Raw genomic sequence first — 16980 nt, 5'->3', positions numbered from 1 at the left:
GGCCGCGAGCCGGTAGCCGTATCAGATCAGGCCGGCATCAGCGAGCTTCTGTTCCAGGCCAATCAGATCGGGAATGCGTGCTTGCACGTCACCAAGGTTGACGGCATCCAGTTCCAACGGTGCAAGCGCCACATCTGCACGTGCCAGGCTGGCGTCGACCTTGATCGAGTGCGGAATACCCTGCACCAACAGCGCGATGAACTTCACGTGATCGCGCCCGCCGACCGCATTGAGCACGGCCACTCGGGCTGCATTGCCCACCGGCTGCGCTTGGCCGCTGGAGGCGGCTTCGAACGATAGCAGCGGCAGACTCAGGTCGCGCCACTGCACCTGCCCGAGAAACCACGCGGGCATGCCCTGCGCCGTCTGTGGTGCGCGATAGGGAATCAACTCGGCGACCGCGACGTTAGGCATCAGCAACATGCGATCGGCGAGAGGCATCAGCAGCCCTGTGAGGCTTTCCGCATCCTGAGAAACGACCATCTGACTCATGAATTATTCCGTTGAAAAGACGTGGTGGGCATGCCGACCTGATTAACCAGATGATTGACCAAGGCCTGAGCCAACTCGCGCGGATCACCGCTGTAGGAGCTGTAGCCGCCTTCGCGAAGGTTGTCCGGCATGCTCGAGCAGGCGCAAGAGTCGGCGCGCTGGGTCCAGACCTTACCACCCTGGCGCAATACATACGCGGCGGCGGCGCTACCGTCGCTGCCCATGCCACTGAAGGCGATGACGCCGCAGCGCTCGCCGAACTGCTGGGCCAGATTCAGCATCATCTGATCAATCGAAGGACTGTACGGCTCGGGCCAGCAGCGACCATTCATGCGCGTGCTGCCGTCGGTTTCGAACCCAAGTTCCTCGGCAATAGGTGCGATGATCACCTCTCCGCAACGCACCGGTTCGCCAGGCTGGACCTGCCGAACCTGCCACTGACTATGCCGGCCCACGGCCTGAGACAGCGCCGATTCGAAGCTGGCTTCGATATGCTGGGCGTAGATGAAACCCACCGGCAGGCCACCAGGCAAAGCATCCAAGAAGGTTTTTACCGCCTCTGGCCCACCCAGCGAAGCTGCCAGCAGCCATATCTGGCTTGCCGGCTCACCGGCACGCAGTGTGCTGTCGGCAAGCAGCGGCGGCAGCGTCAGGCGTTCGGGACGTTGACCTTCACCCTGTAGCACATCCAGACGCGGGCCTACGGCACGCGACGGATCGCCCACCAGACGCTTGAGCTTGCTGAACAGGCTGCGCTCCCAGCGCGGGTAGAATTCCGAATGCCGCTCAGGCGCATGCCCCTCACCGAACAGCACCCGCGTGGTGTCCCGCTCGAGCAATGCGTCCACCAGCGGGGAATCTTCGGTTTGCGCCAGATCGACCAGCCAGAGGTCGGCTTCGGTGCTATCCAGATCGGCCGGTTCGAGGCGCGCCGGGTCGTTGTTGAGCACGACCTGATAACCGCTGCCGGTTAGAGCCTGCTGCAGCACGTGGCGCTGCAGCGAGGTATCGGCGAGTACCGCAATGCGTGCGCAGAGAACGTCAGACATCGGCGTGGACCAACCGCTGAATGGCCTCGAGCAGCACCGATTCCTGGTACGGCTTACCGAGGTACTCGTTGACGCCGATGCTCAGTGCGCGATCGCGGTGCTTCTCGCCAGTACGCGAGGTGATCATGATGATTGGCAGGTCCTTCAGACGCTCATCGTGACGCACCAGGGTGGCCACTTCGAAGCCGTCCATGCGTGGCATCTCGATATCCAGCAGCATGATGTCCGGCTTGCGCTCCTGCAGCTGGGTGATGGCGTCCACGCCGTCTTTGGCAGTCAGCACGTTCATGCCGTTACGCTCCAACAGACGACTGGTGACCTTGCGCACGGTGACCGAGTCATCGACCACCATGACCAGCGTCGGCCGTTCGCTTTCGACCTCGACAGGCTCATGCGCCTGATCGAACAGGCGCGGCTGCTGCAGCTGAGTGAGCTGATGGGCATGGAGCACGCGGATGGTCGCCAGCAGGTCGAGAATCACCACCACCCGGCCATCGCCGAGGATAGTCGCACCGGAAATGCCATGTACGCCGGCGAACTGCAGCCCGAGGCTCTTCACCACAATTTCACGAGAACCGGCGAGGCTGTCGACCTGCACCGCAACGCTGTGCTCTTTAGAGCGCACCAGAATCACTGGCAACGGCAAGCTCTGCCCCACCAGCTTGGGCTTCTGGCCGTTGTTAAGGAGATCGCCGAGGTAACGCAGCTCATAGGCCTGCCCGGCATATTCGAAGCGCGGTGCATCCGGCTGGTAGTAGGCCTCCAGCTCATACGGCGAGACGCGCACGATACCTTCGATGGTATTCAGCGGAATCGCATACAGATCCTCACCGGAATACACCATCAGCGCGCGGTTGACGGACACCGTGAACGGCAGCCGAATCAGGAAGCGCGTGCCCTGGCCCAGGGTCGATTCAATGCTCATCGAACCGCCAAGCTGCTTGACCTCCGAGTGCACCACATCCATGCCTACACCACGCCCGGAGATCTGCGTAACGCGCTCCGCCGTGGAGAAACCGGCTTCCAGGATGAACTGCAGGATTTCATGCTCGGACAGGTCGCTATCGGCCGACATCAAGCCGCGTTCGATCGCCTTGCGCCGCACCGCATCCAGGTTGATGCCGCCGCCATCGTCCGCCAGCGTTAGCACGATGTCGCCGCCTTCCCGCGCCAGATCCAGGCGAATCACGCCCTGCTCAGGCTTGCCAGCAGCGCGACGGCGCTCGACCGACTCAATGCCGTGGTCGACTGCGTTGCGCAACATGTGCTCCAGCGGCGCAACGATTCGTTCGAGCACGCTGCGGTCCATCTCGCCGGTGGCATTGCCGACCATGAACTCGACCTGCTTGCCGAGCTCGCCAGCGACCTGCCGAACAATCCGACGCAGGCGCGGAACCAGGCGCTCGAAGGGCACCATGCGGGTACGCATGAGTCCTTCCTGCAGCTCCGTATTGACCCGCGCCTGCTGCAGCAGCAGGGTTTCGGCATCGCGGTTGCGCGCCGCCAGGGTTTCTTTCAGGTCGAGTAAGTCGGAGGCCGACTCGAACAGTGCGCGCGAAAGCTGCTGCAGCTGCGAGTGACGGTCCATTTCCAACGGATCAAAATCGTCGTAACCGGCACGCTCGGCCTCGGCCTGGTAGCGGCTGAGAATCTGCGCCTGGGTCTCGGTATCCAAGCGGCGCAACTGATCGCGCACACGCTCGATGGTCGCCTCCATCTCACCGAGGGTGAACCCCACGTCACTGACCTGCTGCTCGACCCGACCGCGGAAGATCGAAGTCTCACCAGCCAGATTGACCAGACCCTCGAGGAGGTCCGCGGGAACCTTGACCAGTTCCTGCGGCGCCCGTCGTGCGGCAGCATCCTGGGCAGCCAGCTGCGCGCGCCGAATAAATGGCAACACCTTCGCCGGGCTGCTATTCGGCGTGGGTAGGGTGCTGGCTGCGACGATCGGCTGCGCCAGCATTACCGGCTCACTCGGCTGTTGCGGCTCCAAATCCTGCGTTTCAGGCTGTGCCGCTTCGTTACCTTCGTTTGCCAGACTCGCGCGAATCTGCTCGACATCTTTCAACAGCGCGTCGTAACCCTGCTGAACATCCAGAAACAGGCTATCCGGCCAAGGCGCGCCCTGCTGCTGCGCCTCACTCAACCGTTGTTCCAGATCGTGGGCCATGTTGCCCAGGGCAATCTGCCCGGCCAAGCGCGCACCGCCTTTCAGCGTGTGCAGCACGCGGAGCATGTCCCCCAGGGGCGCTGCATCCCCGCGCCCGGCATCCCAACGGCCTAGCGCCGACTCCATTTCCTCCAGCAGGTCATCGGCTTCCTCGACAAAGATGTCGAGAATTTCAGCTTCGGCGGACTGCTGCGCGTCTTCTTGAGCGGCCTTCAGCGATACGCTGCTGGGAATGCTCAACTGTTCTTCGGGGCTGTTACGAAAGCGACGGATCGTTTCGATCAGGGCATCACCTGAAGGAACCTTCTGGTGGGCTCGCACGGCCTCGAGCATTTCCGCCAGACGGTCCTGACAGGCCTGCAAAAGACCGAAAAGCTCGGGGCTGGCACGGTAGCTACCGGCGCACAGCCCTTCGTAGAGAAATTCGAGCTCATGGGATAGATCGCCAATTTCGCGAATATCCGCCATCCGCGCGCCGCCCTTGAGGGTGTGCAGGTCTCTTTGTAGCGCCTCGAGCTCAAAGCTGTTATCAACATCCGCCATCCACCGCTGCAAACCACCCGCGGCGCTTTCGATGAGATCGAAGCCTTCTTCGAGGAATATCTCCACCAACTCAGGATCACGTTCTACAGCGTCGATCTCATCCGGACCGTCAAACGATGCTGGCGCCTGCTCTATCTCCGGAAGGCTGAGTTCGATTTCATCCAGCTCCTCGCTGGGCGCAATAGCACCTACATGAATTTGTTCCGCTGCGGCTTCCCCGCCCTCCGTCGTCTCGACCTGATCGTCGTCGTTATCAAGCAGCGGAACATCAAAGGAACCAGAGGATGGTGACTCGTCTAGCGACTCGAAGGGCTGGTGCTCGATCGGGACCAGCTCATCATTAGAAAACGGATCTTCTACATCGGCAGGTAGACCGACGTCGGTCGTCGCAACTGGATCGAATGCCGGCAAAACTCCCTGGCGAAAAGCTTTCATCGACGCGATCAATGCATCGGCACAGCTCATCGGCATTTCGCGCTGCAGCTGTTCAAGCTGCAAGGCCAGCTGATCGTGGCTACGCTGCAGGAGCGTGGCGAGTTCTTGCGAATGGACGTAACGACCGTCCGAAAGCCCTTCGTAAAGCGACTCCAACTCGTGCGCCAGGTCGCCAATGGGGCGGATCCCAGCCATCCGGGCGCCCCCCTTGAGGGTATGTAGATCGCGCAGAAGCGCTGACAGCGCCATCTGGTTGGCTGGATCAGCAAGCCAGCGATCGAGCGCATGACCTGCGCTCTCCATCAGATCGACAGCTTCATCGAGGAAGATTTCAACCATTTCGTGGTCGAGATCGTCCTGCGCCTCGCCTTGCGGGGCCTCTTCTTCTGGCCAGGCTTCGGCTTCGGCTTCGGCTTCGGCTTCGGCTTCGGCTGGCAATAGTGTCAACGCGCTTTCGACCGAGGCGGCGACCTGTTCCGGCTCAAACGGCTGCTCCAGCGACAGCGGATCGATGGCCTCGGCAAGCAATGCCTCGAGCCTGGCAACCAGCTCCGACTGTTCACTGACCTGCAGCGCGGCAGCTACCTGGTCCATCATCCCGACCAGCGCCTCATGCCCCTGCTCGACGTCATCGAAGAACCGCTCGCTGACGGCAAGCCGGCCTTCTTCAACTACGGCGTACAAGCGCAGGAGTACCTGACACAGCGCCTCCATTTGCGGCAGATCGGCCATTTTTGCGCCCTGCCCGAGCGTGGTCAGCTCCTGTAGCAGGGCCGAAAGCTCCTGACGTTCGGCCGGATGCTCGCGCCAACTGCGCAGCAGGTCTTCGGCATCCAGCAGGATATCCATGCCTTCGGAGAGGAACAGCGCAATCATGTTTGGATCGCGAGCCTCGCCAGCGTCGTTGTGCTGACGGGCGCCGGCTTGCACCAGCCTTGCCTGGTGCAAGGCATGCGCCTTTGCCAGAAACTCGGGCGCACCTTCAATTGGCGCCAACGGTTCAAGGTCAAGATTGGCCAGCCCTTGACGCAACAGCGATTCGGCCTCATGCAGCAGTTCGGCTTCTGCCATATCCATCTGGATCAGGTTGGTCTTGAACTCCTTGACCATCTTTTCCAGCGGTGTCGCGATTTCCGCGACCGGAAGAATGCCAGCCATATGCGCACTGCCCTTGAGCGTATGCAGCGCGCGCTGTAACGCGTCGGTGACCGGCTGCGGGAGTCGCTGGGCGCAATCGGCAAGAAAACTGACCAGAGTGCTCAAATGGGACTCAGCTTCGTTGCGGAAGATCTCCAACAACTGGGGGTCCAATGCATCGTCATCCCTCTGGGGCGATGCAGCTGGCAACGATTCGACTACTGGCGCCGTGGGCGCCTCTTCGGGCTGCGAGAGCACCACCGCCTGCCCTTTGGCCAGCGCATGTGCTGTAGCAGCGAGTCGATCGACGTCATCACGTTGGCGCTGGGCCTTGGCCGCAAACTCTTCGACCAGGACCGGCATCAGCGCGACGACATCCGTCACCACCTGCCTGACCGAATCGGTTGCCTCGATGCTGCGATCCAAAACCCGGTTGAGCAGATTCTCGATGGACCAGGCCAGTTCGCCAATAATCAGCGCACGCACCATCCGGCCGCTGCCTTTGAGCGTATGGAATGCTCGGCGGACTTCGCCCAACGACTCCTTGTCGTCGGTGTCAGCGAACCACCGCGGCAGCTGCTCGCCTATCGCCTCCAGAACTTCCGCAGCTTCCTCGATGAAGACCTCCAGCAGATCCTCATCGACCGGTTCTTCGTCCGCTGGAGGCGGCAGGAGACTCAACGGAACGTTCTGGGCCGGCGGATTGATGGCAGCCACTGGTGCCGCCATGACCTGCTCCAAGCTAAGCGCCGGCTCAGGCTCAGCAACCGGCGTTGCCTCCGATTCGCAATATTCCGGCAGCGTCACGTCTGGAAGACCGAGCTCGGCGACCTGCGCCTCGCTCCAGTCGCTCAGGGCAAATTCCTCTTCAGCTACAACAGTCGGCGCTTCATGCTCCTGAACTTCATCAGGCAGGCTAAAAACAATTTCCTCTTCGCCGGACAGGTCTTCCAGTACCCATTCGGACTCTGCTTCGGCTTCCCCAGCGTCGGCATTGAATTCTACATGGCGTTCCAACAGCGGTTGCGGCTCGCTCGCCAGCTCGGGCTCCGCGGAAGGCTGGAAGTCTTCCTGAACGTTCGGAGCGAAGTCGAACGCATTTGGGGAGGCGTCCGGCTCTTCAGGCAACACTTCGATTTCGTCCAGCGGGTCGACCAGCTCCTCGACGGTCGCCGAAGTCTCGTCTTGATGCGACTGCGCCCGGCCCAGCGAGTAGCCGAGGTTCTGCAGGCTATCTTCGGCAACATCCAGGATCAGATCGCCCTGAGTACCGCAGTCCTCGGACAGGCGTTCCAGGTAGTACTCGACGCTGGTGATCGCGTCGGCCAAAGTATCCAGGCTCTGCCAGTCAGGCACGGCCTTGCGCGCCAGGAGCTGGTCCTGAATATATCCATTGCACGCCTCTAGCAAGCCCGCGGCGCGCTCCAGGGGAATCATTGCCAGACCGCCACGAACCTGTGTCAGCAGCTCCGGCACCCGGGCAAGATGCTCGTGGTTCCACTGGGAGGCGATGAACTCGATGATCGCGTCCTTGGCCTGCTCTAATCCATTGCGCGCTTCGCGGATCACCAGCTGATGGATCTGTGCGACGTCGGTGGTCGGCAGGTGGCTCGCTTCACTACGCTCCTCCGCGGGGCCGCCGACCATGCCTGCAAGGGTAGCCTCGACATAAAGCAGCGCACCGGCGATGTCCATCAGCACGGCGTCGTCAGGCGCCTGTTGCCCCTGCGCTACGGACTGGACGAGGACGATCTGGTCGAGAATGATCTTGCGTGGCTGCGCGAAGCCGAGCACCGCCAAGGTATCGGCTATCTGCTTGAGCGGAGCCTCGAGATTAGCCAGTTCGGAAATGACTTTGCGATCGCTGCGTACGAACAGGTCCAGGCTGTCCTTCACCCGCACCAGCTCCTCACAAAGGGCAGCTACTACCGAGCGCATCGCACCGCGGTCAGGGCCCGCCAGTTGAGCACGCTCCTGATCGACTACAGCGCTGTCGGGCAACGCCTCGTCGAGACGGTAGAGTTGCTTGAGCTCCTGAATGCGCGGCGTCTGCCCCGGCGCCTTAGCGACGTAGAACAGCAGGTTCTTGGTCAGCTCATCCGGCGCAGCCTGATTGAGACCGTCAGCCCCTTCCTCGACCAGCCGCTTGAGCTGCTTGTCGACCTGACGCAACAAGGTGCGGACCGAGGTGCCATTGCTAACGCCACCACTGGCAAGACCTTCGACCATGCCCGATGCGATCTGCCACAACGCCGCCAGGGGCGCATCCTTGCAGAGCATTTCCAGACGGGCGAATACGCGAGCCATGTAGCCGAGATTGGTTGGCAGGTCCTGGTTGCGAATCACTCCAACCAGCGCGACCTGCAGCATCTGACGCAGCTTACGCAACAGTGCCGGCAGCTCTTCCGTACGCAGGCGCTCGACCGACTCCTGGGAAAGTGCTGGGGTTCGCCCCGACAGATCAGGTGAAAACAGGCTGGTTTCGGAAAGAAGCTTCTCACCGCGAGCGGCACGTAGATCATTGAGCAGCGGCAGAACCACCATCGGCAGATCGCGGCGAGCGCTCTGAATGCGATCCAGGTAGGCGGGCAACTGCAGGATGGCCTGCATCATGACCTCAAGCGCTTCGCCCTGGTTGGTCACGCGCTCGTCCAGCAGCGCTCGCGCCAGCTGCTCCATTTCTTCGGCGAGCAACGCAGCACCAAAGAACTCCACCATCTGCAGAGTGCCGTGAACCTGATGCACATAGGTCAGGCAAAAGCGCATGCGCGTCGAGTCCTGCGGATTCTCGACGAACGCCTCCAGGGCCTGACGCGCCTGCTTAAGCGTTTCGGCAATCTCGCCCTTCACCCACTCCAGGGCGACATAATCGTGCCGATCACCCATAGCGACTCCGCTCATAAACTTTTCCGGGTAAAAGCCAGAACCTGATCGTTGGCCACCGGAAGCAATTCCGAATGCTGCCAACCGACCACCTCCCCGACGCCGATCACAAGCAATCCTCCGGGCGCCAGGCAATCCGCCAGGCGATTGAGGATCTCTCGACGCCGCCAGCGGCGGAAGTAGATCAGTAGGTTCTGACAGAAAATGACGTCCATGCCGGAGATAGGCGAGCTCGCCAGTTCCAGCACATTGAGCCTTGCAAAGCACACACGTGCAGCCAGGGCAGGAATAACTTGAAAACGATCATCGGGCAGCGGTAGGAAATAACGCTCACGCAGCGACGGCTCGACCTGCTCTAGTTTGCGAGCGCCGTAGATCCCTGCACGGGACTTGGCCAAAGCGCTCAAGCTGATGTCGGTTCCGGTAACCCCGAAACCCCCATCGGAGTCGCGCCCGGCCAGTATTTCTGCAGTGGCCATGGCCAGCGAAAAGGTCTCCTCTCCACTTGCGCAACCTACGCTCCACAACGCCAGGGGCCGCCCAGGCGTCCCCTGTTCGATGCGCTGGCCCAGATAAGAACCGAGCAGCTCAAAAGAGGCGGGGTGCCGGAAGAAACGTGTTTCCTGCACGGTCAGCCTGTCCATGAGTGTCGACCACTCAACCGCACCACGAGGACCAGAAGTGACCTTACGGTAGTAACTGGCGTAGTCGGGAGCACCGACCTCGCGCATGCGAGCACTCAGATTGGCCTGCAGGAAGCTGCGTCTGCGTTCGCTGACGACCATGCCGGAACGCTCTTCGAGAAGCGTCTGCCAGTCATGGAGTTCCGCCGGCGACATATCGGCCAAGGGCTCCAATGCCCAGTCAAACCTCGGCTGCATGCCCTGCCCCTCGCTCGTGATCATCGGCGGCAGCCATCAAATGACTGCCGCACTGCTCAAGTCAGGCCTGATCCGGAGCATCCGGCAAGGTAAAGCCGGAAACGGAATGGCGCATCTCGTTGGCCATCTTGGCCAAGTTTCCGATGCTCTTGGCCGTAGCCGTGGTGCCCGACGAGGTCTGCGAGGTGATCTCCTGGATCACGTTCATGGTGTTGGAGATGTGGCCGGCCGAAGAAGCCTGCTGACGTGCCGCGTTGGAGATGTTCTGGATCAGCGCCGCAAGCGTCTTGGATACCTTCTCGATCTCTTCCAGTGCCACACCGGCGTCCTGCGCCAGGCGAGCACCGCGCACTACTTCGGAGGTAGTCTGCTCCATCGAGATGACCGCCTCGTTGGTGTCGGTCTGAATGGTCTTTACCAGCGCCTCGATCTGCTTGGTCGCTGCGGAAGAGCGCTCTGCCAGGCGCTGTACTTCGTCCGCTACCACCGCGAAGCCGCGACCTGCGTCACCGGCCATGGATGCCTGGATCGCCGCGTTGAGTGCAAGGATGTTGGTCTGGTCGGCAATGTCGTTAATCAGGCTAACGATGTCACCGATCTCCTGCGACGACTCACCGAGACGCTTGATCCGCTTGGACGTGTCCTGGATCTGCTCGCGGATGTTATCCATGCCAGTGATGGTGTTGTGCACCACCTCGTTACCCTTGTTGGCGATGGCAACCGAGCGTTCCGCTACCGCCGAAGACTCCGCGGCGTTGGCCGATACCTGGTCAATGGAAACGGCCATTTCGTTGATTGCCGCAGAGGCACCGGCGATCTCCTGCGCCTGGTGTTCCGACGCCTCGGCGAGATGCATTGCTGTCGCCTGGGTTTCCTGAGCCGCACCCGACACCTGAACAGCGGTCTGGTTAATGGTGGCTACCAGTTCACGCAGCTGGTCGATGGAGTAGTTGATGGAGTCTGCAATCGCACCGGTGAAGTCTTCGGTTACGGTGGCGGCTACCGTCAGGTCACCGTCAGCAAGGTCACCGATTTCGTCCAGCAGGCGCAGAATCGCTGCCTGGTTACGCTCGTTCTTTTCGGCGGTTTCGCTCAGACGGCGACGTGTTTCTTGAACCATCACCAGACCGATAAGAATGATGGAAGCCAGTGCCAGGGCACCAAGCACATAGCCGAGGATGGTATTCAGATAACGCGCATCGGCACGACTCTGCAGGCCTTGCGACAGCGCAGAGGTCTTGTCCAGCAAGGTCTGGGAAACTTCGAAGATACTGTTCGCCGATTCGCGCACCTGGAACAGCTCAGGGGACGTTTCGAGAATTTCATCCACCGAGCCGGATACGAACTGGAAGAGCTCTGCGATCTCAGAGAGACGATCCCGCGCTTCTTCATCGGCCACAGCGGTAATGCCCATAGCGACGTTACCTTCGATCATCGCATTCAGAACGCGACCGAACAGGCTCGCATCGCGACCGAACATGTCGGCTGCCTGAACGGAGTCCTGGTCACCGGAAAGCACCTTGTTCACCGAGCCGAGAATACGTTCGGCCAGCAGGGATTGACGCTGGGCTACCGAAACCTGAGCTGCCGGTGCGCCACTCTCCAAAAGAATGTCGACGACTTCCTCATACTCGACCTGCAGCTGCGGGATGGTTTCAGCCAGGGTACTGGCTACCTGGTGCAGCGAAAGAACGGTCTGTTCGCTGGAAAGGATGGCATCGGTGTCCCGACGCAGCGTGCTCCAGTCCTGTTCCACCGCGCTGACCTCAGCGCGCAGTGACTCGGGCACGGCCGGCAGACCGATGCTCTCGTTGCCCTGCGAGAGATAAGCCCAGCGTTGGTTGAAGTCGTTACGGGCCTGTTTCAGAGACGCGAACGCCTCCTGCGTGCCAGTCGCCGCTTCCACGGCATCCTTGGCGATCTGCTGGGACAGTACGCGCAGCTCTCCTGCGTGAGCGATGTACTCGTTATCGTGATCCGCCTGCGTATTGACGTAAGCGAAGTTCGCGAACAGCAATACGATCGAAACGACCAGCACAACGAACAAACCGGTGGTCAGCGTATTGCTGCGCACCCCGCTCAACAAAGCATTAGCATCTATTTTTCTGATCATTATCCGGCCCCCGCCTGGACCCCCGTGCGCTTCCATCCAAGAACCAAAAGGCCGACCTTGGTCGACCCACCTACAACTAAAAAGCGACGTCTAAAAACGCCTGATGCGTAGCCAGTGCGTGCGGACTGAAGACCAGCCAGGGCTGCTCGCGCTGAAACACACCATGAATAAACGGTTGAATAGATGCTTCTATCGGAGGCAATTCCTCCGAGAAAGCTTCTACCGGGAAGTGCTGCATGCCAAAGACCTCGTCGACAGTCAGCCCCGCGAACACTTCCTGGTGATCGACCACAAGCACCCTGCGCTGCTTGCGCAGAGGCGAAAGCTCTAAGCCGAAATAGCCACAAAGATCCATCACCGGCAGGAGCCGGCCGCGGACGTTTGCCACACCCTTGACCCAGCTCTTGACCCCAGGGAGAAGGGTGTAACGCGGCTCATGAAGAATTTCGCCGACCTCTCCCATCGGAGCGACGAACAAGCGCCCCCCCATACGGAAGCCGATCCCTCCCCAGGTCTGCACGGCTTCCTGCTGAGAAGGCAGGCCTGCCGCGTACAGGCGGCATCGCTTATCTAGCTCCAGCAGCTGCTGAAACGGCGTTTGCATGTCAGCCATGCTGGCCACGTCCCTTTGTCCGAGTGGTTACTACCCCGGCGTCAGCCCGCCAGAACGGCATTCAGGGTTTTCAGCAGCGTGGCTTCATCCACCGGCTTGGTCAGGTAATCCTTCGCGCCCTGGCGCTTGCCCCAGACCTTATCGGTTTCCTGATCTTTGGTGGTAACGATGATCACCGGAATGTGACTGGTTTCAGAATCTTTGGTCAGCTGACGAGTGGCCTGAAAACCGTTCAACCCAGGCATGACGATGTCCATCAGCACAGCGTCCGGCTTCTCCTGACGCGCCAGCGCAACGCCATCGGCACCATTTTCGGCCTTCAACACCACATGACCATGCTTCTCCAGCATGGCGGTGAGCTTGTACATTTCAGTCGGCGAATCATCAACAATCAGAACGCGAGCCATGATTTCTCCATAGGAAGGCTTCAGCGGCAAACAATGCCGAACTTCAGGATGCTTGCTCCACCGGCGCGAAATCAGGGACATGGGCCTTGATCGCACCGAGCAGCTCTTCTTTGCTGAACGGCTTGGTGAGGTATTGATCGGAGCCGACAATACGCCCTTTCGCCTTGTCGAACAGACCATCTTTGGAAGACAGCATGATCACCGGCGTCGACTTGAAGGAACTGTTGTTCTTGATCAACGCGCAGGTCTGATAACCATCCAGCCTGGGCATCATAATATCGACGAAGATGATACGGGGATGAGTATCCGCAATCTTGGCGAGCGCATCGAAACCGTCCACTGCGGTGATGACATCGCAACCTACTTTTTTCAGCAGGGTTTCAGCAGTGCGACGAATCGTTTTCGAATCGTCGATCACCATGACCTTCAAGCCCTCGGAGTGCTGTTCCATTTCGCCCTACCATCGCCTCGGTGAGTCGTAGTTTATCGTTATGTCAGTGCGCCGGAGGCCCTGCCACCGATGGGCTGCACCCAATCGCCGGACCTTTTTAGCACACTCCTCATGCACACGCTATCAACCGGGAAAGCATCCGGATTTTCCTTGACCCAGTGCACAACCACAGCCAATCTGCAGCGACATTTTGAGCCACTGGCGGCGCTTCGCTGCCCATTGCCGGAGAACACCCCATGACCGTTCGCGTCGGGATCATCATGGACCCTATCGCGCAGATCGCCTTCAAGAAGGACAGCTCGCTGGCCATGTTGCTGGCCGCCCAGGCGCGAGGCTGGACACTGTTCTACATGGAACAGCGCGATCTCTATCAGCTCGGCGATCAGGCCCGCGCACGCACATGTCCACTGCAGGTATTCAATGACCCGCAGCGCTGGTTCGAGAAAGGCGACGAGATCGACATGGCTCTTGCCGACCTTGATGTAATCCTCATGCGCAAGGACCCACCATTCAACAGCGAGTACGTCTACGCAACCTATCTGCTGGAATTGGCAGAGAAGGCAGGAACACTGGTGGTCAATCGCCCACAGAGCCTGCGCGACTGCAACGAGAAATTCTTCGCCACTCAGTTTCCGCAATGCACGCCACCGACACTGGTCAGCCGGCGTTCTGACATTCTCCGCGAGTTCGCCACCGAGCACCGTGACATCATTCTCAAACCCCTCGACGAGATGGGCGGAGCCTCGATCTTTCGCCATCGCGAGGGCGACCCCAACCTTTCTGTCATTCTCGAAGTGCTCACCGAGCACGGCAGCCGTCAGATCATGGCGCAGCGCTACGTCCCCGCTATCAAGGACGGCGATAAGCGCATCCTGATGATCGATGGCGAGCCGATTCCCTACTGCCTGGCGCGAATTCCCGCTGCCGGTGAAACGCGCGGCAACCTGGCTGCTGGCGGCCGCGGCGTGGCCCAGCCATTGTCTGACCGTGATCGCGAGATCGCCGCAATCGTCGGACCGGAATTGCGCAAGCGCGGCCTGCTGTTCGTCGGACTGGATGTAATCGGCGATTACCTCACCGAAATCAACATCACCAGCCCGACCTGCATCCGCGAAATCGACAATGCGTTCGATACCCGCATTGGCGAGCGCCTCATGGATGCGATCGCAGCCAAGCTGCAAGCTTGAACCAGCTAACAGCTTTGAGCTTGGAGCTTGCGACTCCCAGCTCAAAGCCGGCAGACTGCGCGGCACTTCGAGCCGACCCGACCTGCGATGAACGCCGCTATCCGCCAACCCCTGCCTGAAACTACCCGAGTCCGCCCGGCGGACAGGCTCGGCTTCACGCTTTTTCTGGCTGCAGCACTGCACCTGGCGCTGATTCTCGGCCTGGGTTTCACGCAGTCGGAACCGAAACAGATTAGCAAGACGCTGGAAATCACCCTCTCGACGTTCAAGAGTGAGGAGAAGCCCAAGGAAGCCGACTTTCTCGCCCAGGACAATCAGCAGGGCAGCGGCACGCTGGAGCACAAGGCGTCGCCGAAAACCACCGAGCAAGCGCAATTCCAGGACACCGAGGTACGCAAGGTCACCCCGCCGGCAGCACCGCCTCGCAGTACCCGGCCGGAGCCGGCGAAGACCGTCGTCACCACTCGCAGCCCGCAGCGCGACAAGGCCGACGTCAAGCAACAGACCCCACCACAGCCTGAGCCGCAAGCCGCCCCGGCATTCGACAGCTCCCAGCTGAGCGCAGAGATCGCCAGCCTCGAAGCCGAACTGGCTCAAGAGGTCGAGCGCTATGCCAAGCGCCCCAGGGTCAGCCGACAGAACAGCGCCGCCACCATGCGCGATATCAGTGCCTGGTATCGAGATGAGTGGCGCAAGAAGGTCGAGCGCATCGGCAACCTCAACTATCCGGACGAAGCACGTCGTCAGCAGATCTACGGCAGCCTGCGCATGCTGGTAACCATCAACCGCGACGGCACCATCCAGGAGCTGCGCGTGATCGAGTCCTCGGGCCAGCCGGTGCTGGACGATGCCGCACTGCGTATCGTGCGCCTGGCAGCGCCGTTTGCTCCTTTCACTGGAGAACTGGCGCAGAAGTTCGATCAGGTCGAGATCATCCGTACCTGGCGTTTCGAGCGCGGCGACAGGCTTTCCAGCCGCTGAATCCACAGCCCGGGCGAACCGTCGCACCTGTAGCCGGAATGCGGTGCAACGCTTAAGCTAACGGGCATGAAAAGCACCGCGCCCAGCTACCTCAAGCATCACTTCCTGATCGCCATGCCACAGATGGCCGATCGGAACTTTGCCCAGACGCTGATCTACCTGATCGAGCACGGGGCAGAAGGCGCCATGGGCCTGATCGTCAATCGCCCAAGCGGTCTGAGCCTGACTGATGTGCTGGAGCAGCTGCGCCCGGACGAACCGGTTCCCCCGCTCTGCCAGAGTCTGCCGATATTTTCCGGCGGCCCGGTGCAGACCGATCGCGGCTTTGTCCTGCATTCGCCCGAGCAACAGTTTCAGGCCACGCTCTCGCTTGGTCCGCTCGGCATGTCCACATCGCAGGATGTCCTGTTCGCCATCGCTGATGGCCAGGGACCCACCCGGCACTTCATCGCCTTGGGCTACGCTGGCTGGGAAGCCGGGCAGCTGGAAGCCGAACTGGCTGACAACGCCTGGCTCAGCTGCCCGGCAAGCACGGAAATCCTCTTCGATCTGCCATACAATCAGCGCCTGAACGCAGCCGCTGCCTCGCTCGGCGTCGACCTGCGACTGCTCAGCACCCAGGTCGGCCACGCATGAGCGGGCCGCGATTGCTGCTCGGCTTCGACTACGGCACCAAGCAGATCGGCGTCGCGGTCGGCCAGGTCATTACCGGGCAAGCGCGCGAACTCTGCGTACTCAGGGCGCAGAATGGCGTGCCGGACTGGCAACAGATCGAGGCGCTGATGCGCGAATGGCAGCCCGATGCGCTGGTCGTTGGCCTGCCGCTGAACATGGACGGCACGCCCAGCGACATGAGTGCCCGGGCGGAAAAGTTCGCCCGTCGACTCAACGGTCGCTTCAACCTGCCGGTACATACTCACGACGAACGCCTGACCACGTTCGAAGCCAAAGGCGAGCGTCTGCGCCAGGGCCAGCACGGCGGCTATCGCGATCGCCCGGTGGATGCCCTGGCCGCCGCCCTATTACTGGAAGGCTGGCTGAGCGACCACCCTGCCGCCTGATCCGGACCTGTAAGGAGACTCCATGATCCTGCCCAACCCCGAACAGCTGCTGCCCGAAATGGTTGCCGCGCTGAAGCAACACCTGAGTGATCGCGACATCCAGGAGCCGCGCTTCATCGGCATTCGTACCGGCGGCGTCTGGGTCGCCCAGGCGTTGCTTGCCGCCCGCGGGCAGAACGAACCACTCGGCATTCTCGACGTGTCCTTCTATCGCGACGACTTCACGCAGAAGGGCCTGCACCCGCAGGTGCAGCCATCGGAGCTGCCTTTCGAGATCGAAGGCCAGCACCTGGTGCTGATCGATGACGTGCTGATGACCGGCCGCACCATTCGCGCCGCGCTCAATGAACTGTTCGACTATGGCCGACCAGCCAGCGTGACACTGGTCTGCCTGCTCGACCTGAACGCGCGTGAGCTGCCAATTCGCCCTGATGTGGTCGGCGCCACCCTATCGCTGGCACCGGAACAACGCATCAAGTTGATCGGACCGGAGCCACTGGCCCTTGAACAACAGATGGAACCCAGCCCCTCCTGAGCGAGACGCTAACTTCCGCCTTACAGCCTATCTCCAGCC

At 61.0% G+C, this 16980-nt stretch carries 13 protein-coding genes; 5 read left to right on the top strand and 8 right to left on the bottom strand.

Features of this window, described 5'->3' with window-relative positions; translation table 11 throughout:
* Window positions 1-21: 21 nt before the first annotated feature.
* From UIB01_RS01485 to pilG, 8 genes are all read right to left on the bottom strand, one after another.
* Window positions 22-492, bottom strand: coding sequence for a chemotaxis protein CheW (locus tag UIB01_RS01485; protein ID WP_038656189.1), 471 nt, complete (start codon window positions 490-492; stop codon window positions 22-24).
* Complete coding sequence (locus tag UIB01_RS01480) at window positions 489-1541, bottom strand: chemotaxis protein CheB (RefSeq protein ID WP_038656188.1); 1053 nt, start codon at window positions 1539-1541, stop codon at window positions 489-491. The genes UIB01_RS01485 and UIB01_RS01480 overlap by 4 nt, the downstream gene beginning before the upstream one ends.
* The gene (locus UIB01_RS01475; protein WP_038656185.1) at window positions 1534-8715 is read right to left on the bottom strand and encodes an Hpt domain-containing protein; all 7182 of its coding nucleotides are present in this window, start codon (window positions 8713-8715) and stop codon (window positions 1534-1536) included. The genes UIB01_RS01480 and UIB01_RS01475 overlap by 8 nt, the downstream gene beginning before the upstream one ends.
* 11 nt (window positions 8716-8726) lie before the next feature.
* Complete coding sequence (locus UIB01_RS01470; RefSeq protein ID WP_038665310.1) at window positions 8727-9593, bottom strand: CheR family methyltransferase; 867 nt, start codon at window positions 9591-9593, stop codon at window positions 8727-8729.
* A gap of 61 nt (window positions 9594-9654) precedes the next feature.
* On the bottom strand, window positions 9655-11703 hold the full coding sequence (locus tag UIB01_RS01465; RefSeq protein WP_038665307.1) for a methyl-accepting chemotaxis protein: 2049 nt from the start codon (window positions 11701-11703) through the stop codon (window positions 9655-9657).
* Window positions 11704-11782: 79 nt separating this feature from the next.
* Window positions 11783-12319: a chemotaxis protein CheW gene (locus UIB01_RS01460; RefSeq protein ID WP_038656183.1), complete on the bottom strand. Its 537-nt coding sequence runs from the start codon at window positions 12317-12319 to the stop codon at window positions 11783-11785.
* 41 nt (window positions 12320-12360) lie between these two features.
* Window positions 12361-12726: a twitching motility response regulator PilH gene (gene pilH, locus UIB01_RS01455; RefSeq protein ID WP_003297216.1), complete on the bottom strand. Its 366-nt coding sequence runs from the start codon at window positions 12724-12726 to the stop codon at window positions 12361-12363.
* A 43-nt stretch (window positions 12727-12769) separates the two neighbouring features.
* Window positions 12770-13177, bottom strand: coding sequence for a twitching motility response regulator PilG (gene pilG / locus UIB01_RS01450; protein WP_003282729.1), 408 nt, complete (start codon window positions 13175-13177; stop codon window positions 12770-12772).
* A 236-nt stretch (window positions 13178-13413) separates the two neighbouring features.
* Here pilG and gshB point away from each other — a divergent pair, with 236 nt between their 5' ends.
* From gshB to pyrR, 5 genes are all read left to right on the top strand, one after another.
* Window positions 13414-14364 carry a glutathione synthase gene (gene gshB, locus UIB01_RS01445; RefSeq protein WP_038656180.1) on the top strand — a complete coding sequence of 317 codons (951 nt, stop codon included), beginning with the start codon at window positions 13414-13416 and terminating at the stop codon, window positions 14362-14364.
* A gap of 87 nt (window positions 14365-14451) precedes the next feature.
* Window positions 14452-15345 carry an energy transducer TonB gene (locus UIB01_RS01440; RefSeq protein WP_038656178.1) on the top strand — a complete coding sequence of 298 codons (894 nt, stop codon included), beginning with the start codon at window positions 14452-14454 and terminating at the stop codon, window positions 15343-15345.
* Between the two features lie 66 nt (window positions 15346-15411).
* Window positions 15412-15981 carry a YqgE/AlgH family protein gene (locus UIB01_RS01435; RefSeq protein WP_038656176.1) on the top strand — a complete coding sequence of 190 codons (570 nt, stop codon included), beginning with the start codon at window positions 15412-15414 and terminating at the stop codon, window positions 15979-15981.
* Entirely contained in the window at window positions 15978-16406 is a 429-nt protein-coding gene (ruvX, locus tag UIB01_RS01430; RefSeq protein WP_038656173.1) for a Holliday junction resolvase RuvX, read from the top strand. Before UIB01_RS01435 ends, ruvX begins: the two co-directional genes overlap by 4 nt.
* Before the next feature lie 22 nt (window positions 16407-16428).
* Complete coding sequence (gene pyrR / locus UIB01_RS01425) at window positions 16429-16941, top strand: bifunctional pyr operon transcriptional regulator/uracil phosphoribosyltransferase PyrR (protein ID WP_038656172.1); 513 nt, start codon at window positions 16429-16431, stop codon at window positions 16939-16941.
* Window positions 16942-16980: the final 39 nt, after the last annotated feature.

Origin of the sequence: Stutzerimonas decontaminans (assembly GCF_000661915.1) — a bacterium.
Classification (GTDB): Bacteria; Pseudomonadota; Gammaproteobacteria; order Pseudomonadales; family Pseudomonadaceae; genus Stutzerimonas; species Stutzerimonas decontaminans.
This window is presented reverse-complemented; position numbering and strand designations above follow the sequence as displayed.

Coding starts and splice junctions, on each gene's coding strand:
- UIB01_RS01475 (WP_038656185.1), bottom strand. CDS start 8,715: ATGGGTGATCGGCACGATTATGTCGCCCTGGAGTGGGTGAAGGGCGAG.
- pyrR (WP_038656172.1), top strand. CDS start 16,429: ATGATCCTGCCCAACCCCGAACAGCTGCTGCCCGAAATGGTTGCCGCG.
- UIB01_RS01440 (WP_038656178.1), top strand. CDS start 14,452: ATGAACGCCGCTATCCGCCAACCCCTGCCTGAAACTACCCGAGTCCGC.
- UIB01_RS01480 (WP_038656188.1), bottom strand. CDS start 1,541: ATGTCTGACGTTCTCTGCGCACGCATTGCGGTACTCGCCGATACCTCG.
- gshB (WP_038656180.1), top strand. CDS start 13,414: ATGACCGTTCGCGTCGGGATCATCATGGACCCTATCGCGCAGATCGCC.
- UIB01_RS01460 (WP_038656183.1), bottom strand. CDS start 12,319: ATGGCTGACATGCAAACGCCGTTTCAGCAGCTGCTGGAGCTAGATAAG.
- pilH (WP_003297216.1), bottom strand. CDS start 12,726: ATGGCTCGCGTTCTGATTGTTGATGATTCGCCGACTGAAATGTACAAG.
- UIB01_RS01435 (WP_038656176.1), top strand. CDS start 15,412: ATGAAAAGCACCGCGCCCAGCTACCTCAAGCATCACTTCCTGATCGCC.
- UIB01_RS01485 (WP_038656189.1), bottom strand. CDS start 492: ATGAGTCAGATGGTCGTTTCTCAGGATGCGGAAAGCCTCACAGGGCTG.
- pilG (WP_003282729.1), bottom strand. CDS start 13,177: ATGGAACAGCACTCCGAGGGCTTGAAGGTCATGGTGATCGACGATTCG.
- UIB01_RS01470 (WP_038665310.1), bottom strand. CDS start 9,593: ATGCAGCCGAGGTTTGACTGGGCATTGGAGCCCTTGGCCGATATGTCG.
- ruvX (WP_038656173.1), top strand. CDS start 15,978: ATGAGCGGGCCGCGATTGCTGCTCGGCTTCGACTACGGCACCAAGCAG.